At 48.4% G+C, this 11976-nt stretch carries 9 protein-coding genes; 4 read left to right on the forward strand and 5 right to left on the reverse strand.

All coding sequences use genetic code 11. The annotated features are described in order from the left end of the window. Positions 1-1930, forward strand: a 1930-nt coding sequence (locus KDK16_RS03435) for an SbcC/MukB-like Walker B domain-containing protein (protein WP_306670708.1), incomplete at its 5' end; no start/stop codon positions are given. Positions 1931-2141: 211 nt separating this feature from the next. On the opposite strand, the gene KDK16_RS03440 is transcribed toward KDK16_RS03435, so the two are convergent. Together KDK16_RS03440 and sbcD are read right to left on the reverse strand one after the other, a co-directional pair. Next, positions 2142-2567: a hypothetical protein gene (locus tag KDK16_RS03440; protein ID WP_257254243.1), complete on the reverse strand. Its 426-nt coding sequence runs from the start codon at positions 2565-2567 to the stop codon at positions 2142-2144. Positions 2568-2676: 109 nt separating this feature from the next. Further along, entirely contained in the window at positions 2677-3000 is a 324-nt protein-coding gene (sbcD, locus tag KDK16_RS03445) for an exonuclease subunit SbcD (protein WP_373690908.1), read from the reverse strand. Between the two features lie 138 nt (positions 3001-3138). On the opposite strand from sbcD, the gene nagB reads away from it, so the two are divergent. Together nagB and KDK16_RS03455 are read left to right on the forward strand one after the other, a co-directional pair. After that, the gene (nagB, locus tag KDK16_RS03450) at positions 3139-3939 is read left to right on the forward strand and encodes a glucosamine-6-phosphate deaminase (protein WP_257254246.1); all 801 of its coding nucleotides are present in this window, start codon (positions 3139-3141) and stop codon (positions 3937-3939) included. Between the two features lie 478 nt (positions 3940-4417). After that, the gene (locus tag KDK16_RS03455; RefSeq protein WP_257254248.1) at positions 4418-5206 is read left to right on the forward strand and encodes a hypothetical protein; all 789 of its coding nucleotides are present in this window, start codon (positions 4418-4420) and stop codon (positions 5204-5206) included. A gap of 80 nt (positions 5207-5286) precedes the next feature. On the opposite strand, the gene pntB is transcribed toward KDK16_RS03455, so the two are convergent. From pntB to KDK16_RS03470, 3 genes are all read right to left on the reverse strand, one after another. After that, positions 5287-6687, reverse strand: coding sequence for a Re/Si-specific NAD(P)(+) transhydrogenase subunit beta (gene pntB, locus KDK16_RS03460; RefSeq protein WP_257254249.1), 1401 nt, complete (start codon positions 6685-6687; stop codon positions 5287-5289). A gap of 20 nt (positions 6688-6707) precedes the next feature. Beyond that, positions 6708-8240 (reverse strand): Re/Si-specific NAD(P)(+) transhydrogenase subunit alpha, encoded by a 1533-nt coding sequence (locus KDK16_RS03465; protein ID WP_257254250.1) that lies wholly within the window; start codon positions 8238-8240, stop codon positions 6708-6710. 661 nt (positions 8241-8901) lie between these two features. Further along, on the reverse strand, positions 8902-10497 hold the full coding sequence (locus KDK16_RS03470) for an isocitrate lyase (RefSeq protein ID WP_257274697.1): 1596 nt from the start codon (positions 10495-10497) through the stop codon (positions 8902-8904). A gap of 691 nt (positions 10498-11188) precedes the next feature. Between KDK16_RS03470 and KDK16_RS03475 the strand changes: the two genes are divergently transcribed. Then, complete coding sequence (locus KDK16_RS03475) at positions 11189-11971, forward strand: hypothetical protein (RefSeq protein WP_257274698.1); 783 nt, start codon at positions 11189-11191, stop codon at positions 11969-11971. Positions 11972-11976 lie beyond the last annotated feature (5 nt).

Consider the following 11976-nt stretch of genomic DNA (forward strand, 5'->3'; position numbering starts at 1 on the left):
TCAAGAGAAAACGATTGCCAGCCTTAGTGAGCATCGTAATCAACTGAGAGATGGCGAAGCCTGTCCACTCTGTGGCTCAAAAACACACCCTGCTGTACAGAGTTATCAACAGGTAGACGTCGATTCCACTTTTTATCGACAGGAAGAAAAGAAGCAGCTTGTGGCAGAACTGGAGCAGCAGGGAACCCGGAAAAAGCAGCTGGAAACAGAACTCAAAACGCTGTGCACCACATCAGAAAAGCGCATTCTGGAATTACAGGATTGGCAGGCATCAACGCAGAAAGAGTGGCAGAAGCTTTGTCAGTCATTTCAGATTCAGCTGAATATCTCTGACACTGAACAGGTTCACACCTGGCTAAACAACACCAGAGAGCAGCTGTCAGCCATTAATGAGCGAGTCAAACAGCTGGATACGATCAACCAGCAACTGCAAAGCGCCCAACAGACGGCAACTCGGGAACAGCAGCAGCTTGATCAGAAACAGTCTCAATTGGCTCTGTTGCAACAACAGCTGAGTCAGGCTTCGGCACAAGTCGGAACAATGACTCAGCAGCTCTCAGGGCAGGAACAAGAACTGAGCCAGTTGGAGCTCGCCCTTCATCACTCTCTTGAAACCGCGCTTCCGGCACTTGAAAACCAGGACGGTTGGCTCATTGAACAAAAAGCGTTGAAAGATCGCTGGCAAACATGCCATCAGCAGAGTCTGGAGCAACAACAGGCACTGCAAACGCTTAATCATGAAATACAGATGCTTGAGCAGAATCTGCTTCAGTCCCGACAACAGGCTGATCAATTAAACCGGCAACTGGAACAGATCGAAAGAGAGCAGGCTGATCGCAAAGACATGAGATTCACACTGTTTGGCGAACTGAAGGTCAGCGAGGAACGCAGCAGGATCGAACAGGCTATAGTCACCGCTGAACAAAGCGTTAGTAGCGCAGATAAAGGGTTGCAGACAGCGTTGCGCGCTGTCAGCGAACTGTCCGGCTCTATCCGACAACACCTTAATGACCAAACAACTCATCAGTCAGAACTGGAGGGAAAAGAGGCACACTGGCAGAGCACTCTGGAAGACAGTCCTTTTGATTCCAGCGAACAGTTTGAGCAGTCCCTGCTTGCTCCTGAACAACGTACAGAACTGGAAGCACTGAAAAACACTCTGGACAAGGCCATTGCGCGCAGTACCGAACGTTGCAAACTCGCGGCTGCCTCGTTGGAAAAGCTATTGCAGGAAGCTCTGACTGAACAGGCCTCTGAAGAGATTCTGACTTGCCTGAAACAACAGACCGCAGAGCTGAGCCTGAACAATCAGCGACTGGGTGAAATCCGACAGGCACTCACTGAAGATCAGAAAAAGCGTCAGCAGTTGTCTGGCTGGGTAGATGAAATTAGCCGCCAGAAACAGCAGTTTGCCGTCTGGGAACATCTCAACAGCCTGATTGGTTCGGCAAAAGGCGACAAGTTTCGTAAGTTTGCCCAGGGACTGACCCTCGACCACCTCATTTACCTCGCCAACCAGCAGTTACAAAGGCTGCATGGTCGTTACCAGCTAAACAGAAAAGCAGGCGAAGCTCTCAGCATGGAAGTCATTGATACCTGGCAGGGTGATACTGCCCGGGATATCAAAACCCTCTCAGGAGGAGAGAGCTTTCTGGTCAGTCTGGCACTGGCACTGGCCTTGTCTGATCTGGTCAGTCACAAAACCAGTATTGATTCGCTCTTTCTGGACGAAGGCTTCGGCACACTGGATCAGGAGACACTGGAAGTAGCGCTGGATGCCCTGGACAACCTGAACGCTTCAGGAAAGATGGTAGGCGTTATCTCACATATTGAATCACTGAAAGAAAGGATTCCTACGCGTATTGAAGTGAGGAAAGAGACTGGGTTGGGATACAGTACTCTGGACAAGCGTTATGCTGTGGCCAAGTAGACGACATTGGTCTTTACTTCTCAAGGGAAACCGGCACTGTTCATCAGGTCTTATCAGGAAGATCCACTAAAAGATCCGAAAGAACTCTTGAAAGATAGCGTTATCTCTTTCGACGGCCAGAAGAACTCAGTATTAGATGACTGGGAGGTGCTGCAATGATTGCATCAGATCAGTCACCAGGTTCAGCTCAGTGAAAACTGTACGGTGAGAGCTAAGGACTCAACAGCAGCTTCACTGTTTCAGCCTTAACCTGCCCTGGCTCTCCGGTCTCCAGCAATCGTATGCTCTGAACGCTGAGTCCTCTGGCGTACATATCCGCAAACCCGTTCACAAAGGACGCCACCGAGCCTTTCCTGATGTAGATTTCAGCCTGCTGGGCATTGCCCTCTCTGACACCAATCCGTAAGCCGTTGTCGTCAGCTATCTGCTGCATCAGCATCTGCCAGTCTGCCAGATTAGTGGGCTCTGCTTTTGGCATGGCCATTTCTTCCGACTGAAGCTGGGCTCTTTCCAACAGTTGGGTCAGCTCCGGAGCGGGACTGACAGGCTTTTCAACCGGTTTAAACTTTAGATACAAGACAGTGGCTCCGGCCAGAACGAGAGCAAACAATAGAATTCTCATAAAGATTTTATTCATGGAATTTCCATTAACAGGAAGAATGACCCAGTCAACCAGGGTGGCTGATGCAAATTCAGGTTTAATGATAACCTTTCCTGTGATCTATAAACCCAAGTTCCTTCCTCTGTCAATAGTATCCATCTACCCGGCAGTTACTCTGAGTTCTCTTTGGTTTCTGGTCTACAATGAAGCGGTTGTAGAGCGTTCGTGCATAGCTGGGAGGTGTTCCGGTATCAAAAATATCACCGGCGATAATAATGGCATCCACAGAATTCTCGTCGACGGTTTTTAGCAACCAGCGGATAAATGCCTGATGTTCAGGCTCTCGGCTCTTGCCCATAAAGTGTTGACCAAGATGCCAGTCAGACGTGTGAAGAATGCGCATGTATTTTGGATTAACCAGAAAGAGGAGCGGATAGTAGAGAATAAGAGAAATTCGTCTCTTTTTCACGAAACATTGATCTGTGAGATAGGCCGGTATGTGCAGGGGTGATAATGTGACCGGTTACATCACGCCGAAAAAAGGGTGACAAATGTTCATCGTCCGGCTAAACAGAATTCTGAAAGTCTGCAACCAGAAGGATAAACTATGCGCTTAATTCCTCTATCCGCTAAACCCGACGTGGGCAAATGGGCCGCCAGGCACATTGCCAGACGGATCAACGAATTCAAGCCAACGGCAGAGAAGCCTTTTGTTCTGGGTCTGCCAACAGGCAGCACACCTTTGGCTACCTACAAGAACCTGATTGAGATGAACCGTGCCGGCGAAGTGAGCTTTAAGCATGTAGTGACCTTTAACATGGATGAATACGTGGGTATCCCCGCCAATCATCCGGAATCTTACCGCACCTTCATGTTCAAGAATTTCTTTGAGCATGTTGACATCCCCCAAGAAAACATCAATCTGCTCAACGGCAATCCTGCAGACCTGGAAGCTGAATGTCAGCGCTATGAGGACAAGATCAAATCTTGTGGTGGCATTGATCTGTTCATGGGTGGAGTCGGTCACGATGGCCATATTGCCTTTAACGAGCCAGGTTCTTCCCTGTCTTCACGCACCCGCATCAAGACCCTGACTGACAAGACCCGTCAGGCCAATTCCCGTTTCTTCGAAAACGACATCGATCAGGTACCCGAACTGGCCCTGACCATTGGCGTGGGCACATTGATGGATGCCCGTGAAGTCATGATTCTGGTCACCGGTGCAGATAAGGCTTATGCCCTCCATGCTGCGGTCGAAGGTTCCGTGAACCATCTGTGGACTATTTCTGCCATGCAGATGCACCCGAAAGCCATGATCGTCTGTGATGAAGAAGCCACCATGGAATTGCGGGTGAAGACCCTGAAATACTTTGCTGAGCTGGAAGCTGAAAATATTCGCGGCCTCTGATTATCAGGCACTCACTGTTGAACGCTCTATCTGAGAAGTGCAGCAGCTTTGTGACAGCTTCTTAAGGATGAAGAGTGTCACCAATTGAAACAGCAGGCTCGCCGGATCAGAACGGATATTCCGATATCAGGAAAGTCATGCCCTTGAGAACAAAAAATGGCGGTGTAAATTTTTTTTCACGGTAAAAAAAAGCAGTTATAGAAATGAGTATCTATAATTGAGCGGTGGTTTAGTCCGGAAACTTCATTAAAGGTCGAGCTTCTTGTTCTGCTGCATTTCGGCCGACGTAACTAGACGTAATTAGTTGTTGGTCGCAAATGAGTCGGCGAGAAGTGGACATGTGACGTTCGTTTATTTTTGTACAGATCAATAAACGGTGACTCCGGTATTGGTGTTATTGTTGAAGCGAACCTAATGCTGGTTAATGCGTCTTGATGATTTTTCAGGGTTATAACATCAGAAGAGGCTTTTTTTAGTTATGAAAGTTTTACTGGTTTTACCCGTTAGTATATTTCTTTCCAGTTTCGCGTCCGCAGCAGATGTGGTATTCAGAGACGAAACGGTGGGGATCGGTTACGGCTTCAGTGCCAAGGCCGATGGCTTTGAATATAGTGCTTTGACGCACTTCAGGAAGGTGAGTGGCTTGTCGGTCACACTGGATGCTGTTGAAAAGTCCGGTGTTTACGTTCCCATTAATACCAATATCAGTCTCCAGAATGTGAATGATGATACTCATCCGACTGATGCCAAGTACCCTCAAGGAAGTGTAGGCTGGTCTCTGGACAGTCCGGATGTGTATAGGCCTACTTATACTTTTACCGTATTTGCGGGTGGTAAATTTTATTATCCCGATGAGCAGTCATACCAGATTTCATTGTCTGTAGATGGCAGGGAATACGGTCCGGTGGTGACAGACCCTCAAAGTAACTGGTCACCTACTTATTTTAATGCAGTGCCCTTCGCGGAGAGTAGCAGACTCACTATAGTTCTGTCGCCACTACCTTTAAGCCCGCTACCAGAATGCTCATCAACTGAAAAAAGCACGGTTTTGCTGTCGGGTGCCTGCAAGCTGTCGGTGTCTGAAAACCCAGTACCTGAGGGAGGCTCAGTACCTGAAAACCCATCGCCAGAGAATCCAGTAGTTGAAAACTCATCGCCAGAGAATCCAGTAGCTGAAAACCCATCGCCAGAGAATCCAGTACCTGAAAACCCAGCACCGGAAAATCCGGTACCAGAAAATCAGCAGCGTCAAGGTGATGAGGCTTAATATACTCTTTCTTGCATGAAGCAAATTTCTAGCAACTGCTTTACCCGGATAGAAGTAAGACTTTTATCCGGGTATTCATGTCAGAACTGTTTAAGAATACCTTCGACGGTGCCGTGGGCGTCTCCGAAAAGCATACGAGAGTTGTCTTTAAAGAAAAGAGGGTTCTGGACGCCAGCATAGCCTGTAGCCATGGATCGTTTGAATACCACTACCCTTTCTGCTTCCCAGACACGAAGTACCGGCATACCCGCAATCGGACTGCCTGGATCTTCTGCCGCTGCCGGGTTTACGGTATCGTTGGCACCAATCACCAGAACGACATCGGTTTCGGTAAAATCGTCGTTGATCTCATCCATCTCTTCAACGATATCGTAAGGCACTTTTGCTTCAGCCAGCAAAACGTTCATATGGCCTGGCAGACGACCCGCAACCGGGTGAATGCCAAAGCGCACCCTGGTGTTCTGAGCCAACAACTTATTGACCAGTTCTCTCAGGGGATGCTGAGCTTGGGCGACGGCCATACCGTATCCGGGAGTGATAATCACACTGGAAGCATTTTTCAGCATTTCAGCGACTTCTTCCACATTGACCTCAGTGTATTCACCTTGCTCCTCACCTTCTGCTACAGAGCCGCCTTCGGTGCCAAAACCACCAAGAATAACGGATATAAAGGATCTGTTCATGGCAGCACACATCAGGTAGGAGAGTATGGCACCTGACGAGCCTACCATGGCACCTGTGATGATCAGCAGATTGTTTCCCAGCATGAAGCCAGTAGCCGCAGCGGCCAGGCCTGAGTAGGCATTCAGCATGGAAACCACTACCGGCATATCTGCACCACCGATACCCATAACCAGAGTGATACCAAAAACAAAGGCCAAACCTGTCATGACAATGAGTGCCAGAATACTGTCCTGCTGTACGTATATGACCCCCATAAGAATGGCCAGAACAATCAGGCCCAGGTTAGTCCAGTGGCCGCCGGGCAGTGATACTGGACGGCTGTTGATGTTGCCATTCAGTTTCAGGCAGGCAACAACCGAACCGCTGAAGGTGATTGCACCAATGATAATGCCAATGAAAATTTCAATGCTGTGAATCAGCTGATCAGCAGGCGACACCAGATTGGCAGCCGCCCTGGCCATTGATTCTGAAGATTCAATGGCGCTTGAAAAGCCGATCAATACCGCCGCCAGACCACCAAAACCATTGAGGATGGCAACCAGCTGTGGCATTTCGGTCATTTCCACTTTCCTGGCCAGGAACAGACCTGTGGCTGTGCCCACAATCATCATAATGGTGATATAAGTGAAGCCTTCGAGGTGCGCATATCCCAAAGTGGCCAGCACGGCGATGACCATACCGATCATGCCATAGAGACTGCCGCTCTTGGCTGACTCCTGACGACTGAGGCCTGCCAGACTCATGACAAACAGCAGTGCTGCTATCAGGTAGGCGGACGATAATAATCCTTGTGACATTCCTGTAACTCCCGCTGCGATTAATTATCTCTGATGAACATCTTGAGCATCCGCTGGGTCACAGCGAAACCACCGACAATATTGATCATCGCCACCAACAGGGCGATGCCCGACAGAGCCAGAATAATATTGTTGTCACTCCCCATTTGCATCAGGGCACCAATAACGATGATGCCGCTGATGGCGTTGGTCACACTCATCAGAGGTGTATGCAGGGCGGAAGTAACATTCCAGATGACGTAGTAGCCAATGATGGACGACAGAACAAATACGGTGAAGTGCTCGAGAAAACTGGCCGGAGCTGAATGGGCAACCCATCCGAAGATGGCCGCACCTGCAGCGATCAGGGCAGGCTTTAACCAAGGGCGCGAAGGCTTATCTTTCTTGACTTCATCAACTTTTGGAGCCGGTTTGGCTACCTGAGCAGCACTGACTTTAACAGGCGGTGGAGGCCAGGTGATACTGCCCTCTTTCACGACGGTGAGACCACGGACTACTTCGTCCTCAAAGTCGATGACCAGGTTGCCGTCTTTCTCAGGTGTCATCAGTTTCAGCATATTTACCAGGTTGGTGCCGTATAACTGGGATGACTGGGTCGGTAGCCGACTGGGTAGATCGGTATAACCGATGACAGTGACACCGTGCCTGATCACAACCTTGTCTTTTTCTGTGCACTCACAGTTACCACCGGTCTGTGCGGCCAGATCGACAATAACACTGCCCGGCTTCATGGCTTTAACCATCTCTTCCAGAATCAGCTTGGGTGCCGGGCGACCCGGAATCAGGGCGGTGGTGATAATGATGTCGACCTCTTTGGCCTGTTCCATGAACAGAGCCATCTCGGCGTCAATAAAGGCCTGACTCATCTCTTTGGCGTAGCCGTCGGAAGAGTCCTGTTCTTCTTCGTAATCGAGCTCCAAGAATTCAGCCCCCATGCTTTCTACCTGCTCCTTAACTTCAGGACGGGTATCGAAAGCGCGGACAATAGCTCCCATGCTGCCAGCAGCACCCAGGGCGGCCAGACCGGCAACACCGGCACCAATAACCATAACTTTGGCAGGTGGGATTTTACCAGCAGCAGTAATCTGGCCATTAAAGAAGCGGCCAAAGTGATGTGAAGCTTCGACAACAGCCCGATAGCCACCAATATTAGCCATAGAGCTGAGGGCGTCCAGTGATTGGGAGCGGGACAGCCGGGGTACGCTGTCTAAAGCCAGCACGTTGATGTTGCGCTCACTGAGCTTGTTCATAAGCTCTTCATTTTGACCGGGCCAGATAAAGCTGGCCAAGGTGGCGCCGTCTTTTAATAGAGATATTTCGTCGTCTGTAGGTGCATTGACTTTCAGGACGATATCGGAACCCCAGACTTCTGAGCGTTCTGCAATTTGAGCGCCAGCCTCTATAAAAGCTGCATCATCAAAGCTGGCTTTAATACCAGCTCCACTCTCAATGATGACGTCATAACCGAGCTTTTGCAGCTTGCCTATCGTATCAGGCGTAGCGGCTACCCGGTTTTCGTTTTCCTGAATCTCTCCAGGGATCCCTATCCGCATATCGGTCACCTAGTGTAGCTATCAAGTGTCGCTATAAAATGTTCTGGCAGACGTGGGCTGCCGACCAGTAGTTGTGCCTTCACCGTCGTTTTTCATCGCATCAGTACAGAGCAAGACGATGGCTCAAAGCTGTCTTTCTTTACGGGAGACGATGCTTGTCAGAACACTGTGTTTTTTTGACCCTGTTTTTCATGGCCTGGGCCTCCCTAATCCGGCTCAATCCGAACTTCATCCCTGAGAGGTACTCGGGTATGAATTCCGATCACGTATAGTATGTGATTTTAAGTGAAAAGGGTAATTAACTACATGAATAGTATGTTTTCCGTTAGCAAAACTTTTCGATTTTCGGCTTTTACGTACTGTCATATCTGTCTCTCTGTATATGTATAAAGATTGTCGTGGATAGCTTTGAAATGGGAGATAATGAAAATTTATTCTTAATAATGAATAAATTCTCTTTTTTAAAGGGGTATTGTGAGTAAAAGTTTGGTAGGTTGTGTTAAGGTTTGATTTCAATGTCCCGTGTCTACGGACATTGCCCGGGATCAGCTGATCCTAAGTCTACTCAATGAATCGGGGCTTTGCTTGGTCAGAATGAGTCAGGGCAGCGAGAAGCTGCCCTGACTGGGTGCGTGAAATTCACGCGGGGGAGGCGAATTCTTTAGCCAAACTGATTCATGGTATTGTCTTCACCGGCCGCTTTCAGTGCAGCATCACCAGAGAAGTATTCTTTGTGGTCATCACCCATGTCTGAGCCAGCCATGTTCTGATGTTTAACACAGGCAATACCCTGACGAATTTCTTTGCGCTGAACGTTAGCTACATACCCCAGCATGCCCTGATCACCAAAGTACTCTTTAGCCAGATTGTCAGTGGACAGCGCGGCGGTGTGGTAAGTTGGCAGAGTAATCAGGTGGTGGAAGATACCTGCTTCACGGGCAGCGTCAGCCTGGAAGGTACGGATCTTCTCATCAGCCGCCTGGGCCAGTTCAGTTGCGTCGTACTCTGCACTCATCAGTTGAGCACGGTCGTAGGCAGAAACGTCTTTACCTTGTTCGCTCCAGGCATCGAATACCTGCTGGCGGAAATTCAGAGTCCAGTTGAAGGACGGTGAATTGTTGTAAACCAGCTTGGCGTTAGGGCAGGTTTCACGAATCTTGTTAACCATCTCGGCGATCTGGCCAACGTGAGGTTTTTCGGTTTCAATCCACAGCAAGTCGGCGCCGTTCTGCAGGGAAGTGATGCAATCCAGAACTACACGCTCAACACCGGTGCCCTGACGGAACTGGAACAGGTTGCTGGGCAGACGCTTGGGACGAACCAGCTTGCCGTTACGGTTAATGATCACGTCACCGTTGTTCATGTTCTCTGGAGTCACTTCTTCAACATCCAGGAAGCTGTTGTACTGGTCACCCAGGTCACCCGGTTGATTGGTTACCGCCAGCTGTTTGGTCAAGCCAGCACCCAGGGAGTCAGTACGGGCAACAATTACCCCGTCATCTACACCCAGCTCCAGGAAGGCGTAGCGAACCGCGCGGATTTTGGCCAGGAAGTCTTCGTGAGGAACGGTTACCTTACCGTCCTGGTGACCACATTGCTTCTCATCGGAAACCTGGTTTTCAATCTGGATACAGCAGGCACCGGCTTCAATCATTTTCTTGGCCAGCAGGTAAGTGGCTTCTTCGTTACCGAAACCAGCGTCGATGTCGGCAATGATAGGCACAATGTGTGTCTGATGGTTGTCGATCTGGCTCTGAAGGTCTGCTTCTTTAGCGGTATCGCCAGTCTTGCGGGCAGAGTCCAGTTCACGGAACAGGCCACCCAGTTCACGGGCGTCAGCCTGACGCAGGAATGTGTATAGTTCTTCAATCAGGCCGGCTACAGACGTTTTCTCATGCATGGACTGGTCAGGCAGAGGACCAAACTCAGAGCGCAGTGCAGCAACCATCCACCCAGACAGGTAAAGGTAGCGACGATCCGTGTTGTTGAAATGTTTTTTGATGGAGATCATTTTCTGCTGACCGATGAATCCATGCCAGCAGCCCAGAGACTGGGTGTACTTAGCTGTGTCAGCGTCGTAAGCCGCCATGTCTTCACGCATGATCCTGGCGGTGTAGCGGGCAATATCCAGACCGGTCTTGAAACGGTTCTGCGCTTTCATGCGAGCAGCGTATTCAGGATTGATCGCTTCCCAGGAAGAGCCCTGAGTAGCTTTGAGTGAAGCAATTGCGTCAATATCGTTCAGGTAGTTTGACATGATCAGTCCTTCCATTTTGCGACGTCATCAGTGTGGTTTGATGATCAGTCTTCATTGTTGGAGTCTTGCCGACCCGGTGACTGCATTCTGTGATTTGTGAACATTTGTGACAATCCTGTTATTTTTATTTTTGTTATTTATTTCGTGAATAGTGGTGTCTTTTATTCGGGCTGAGAAAAGCGTTCACACTGAAGAATATTACTTTGCTGCTTTATTATTATAATAAAAACAAGTGGTTATGTTTATTTTGGGGAAGATTGTTAAATATACGACCATACTTTTATATATACTAAGTATTTCCTTATCTCGCAGTAATTTTCTAATAAAATGCCTTTTTGTGCTTTCATTTGTGATCTTTTGATAATTGATATTTTAGGTCGGGGAGGGGTACTCCTTGAGCAAATTTCAAAAAGTCATTCAATACCTGCTGTTCATAGTAATGCGGCAAAAGTCCCTTTTCTGCACTAATGCTGCCCCACGAAAGGCTGTGCGAGGAAACAAGACTCAAACGAGCTGATGGACAAAAATCGCTTGCAAGGCTGAGCCCCGAGGGCAACTTTGCCACTTACCTGCACGGATTAGGATGGACGTCTGGAACTTTTCACTGATTTTATAATCAAATCCGTAAGATTATGAACATTTCAAAAATAATCATTCATTTATAGCTATTTCTAACAGGGAGTTCAGCAAAATGAATCTTTCAGGGAGCCCATCTTTTCCTCCTGTTGGTCAAAATCCGCAAGATGCCCAGGAGGTTCCTCCCTTCCAAAAGGATCACTCCGGCTACCCAACAGCTCAATCCTGGGGCAAATACCTTGTTAAAGAAGTTTCGCAGGGGCGTGAACAAGACGGCTTACCCGTCAGAAATATGTCTGATCCTTCTGCTGTTACACAATCCCCTATGGAATGGTCTTCTGTACAAGCTTACCCCGCTTCCACACATGACTTACCACAAGGCAATCTTGGTCATGAATTAAAAGAGTTCCTGAAGAGGTTTGCCGTGTGCATGGACAAGCAGAAACCATTGCCGGTCAGCGACTATAAAGCATTTATCAAATACTTCGGGAAGCTACCGCCCGATGCTGACCCTGATCAGCTTGATTCTGAAGATTACCTTCTGAAAATTAAAGAAAATCCTTATTATATAGAGCAGGTACCCCAGGAAAAGTTAACACCCGATTTGTGTGTGCAGGCATGCACGAAATTTCATTATGGGAATTTGCAGTATGTACCTGAAAGGATTAAGACCGATGAATTCTATCGGGCTCTGGCACTTGAGGAATGTGATGCGCTTAGCTATGTGCCTGAGAAGATAAAAAGACAATGGCTGTATGATGGTTTTTTTGACTTGCTGTTTGAAAAATATGATGACGTTATTCAGGACATTCCCCGCGAAGCAAAAACTGATGCCCGTTTTGAAATAGCCTGCAGAAAATCGGGTGTTAACTTTTCCTGGGGTACCTGCTCTATATAATAAAG

The organism is Endozoicomonas sp. SESOKO4, from assembly GCF_024606275.1.

Coding starts and splice junctions, on each gene's coding strand:
- KDK16_RS03440 (WP_257254243.1), bottom strand. CDS start 2,567: ATGAATAAAATCTTTATGAGAATTCTATTGTTTGCTCTCGTTCTGGCC.
- nagB (WP_257254246.1), top strand. CDS start 3,139: ATGCGCTTAATTCCTCTATCCGCTAAACCCGACGTGGGCAAATGGGCC.
- KDK16_RS03455 (WP_257254248.1), top strand. CDS start 4,418: ATGAAAGTTTTACTGGTTTTACCCGTTAGTATATTTCTTTCCAGTTTC.
- pntB (WP_257254249.1), bottom strand. CDS start 6,687: ATGTCACAAGGATTATTATCGTCCGCCTACCTGATAGCAGCACTGCTG.
- KDK16_RS03465 (WP_257254250.1), bottom strand. CDS start 8,240: ATGCGGATAGGGATCCCTGGAGAGATTCAGGAAAACGAAAACCGGGTA.
- KDK16_RS03470 (WP_257274697.1), bottom strand. CDS start 10,497: ATGTCAAACTACCTGAACGATATTGACGCAATTGCTTCACTCAAAGCT.
- KDK16_RS03475 (WP_257274698.1), top strand. CDS start 11,189: ATGAATCTTTCAGGGAGCCCATCTTTTCCTCCTGTTGGTCAAAATCCG.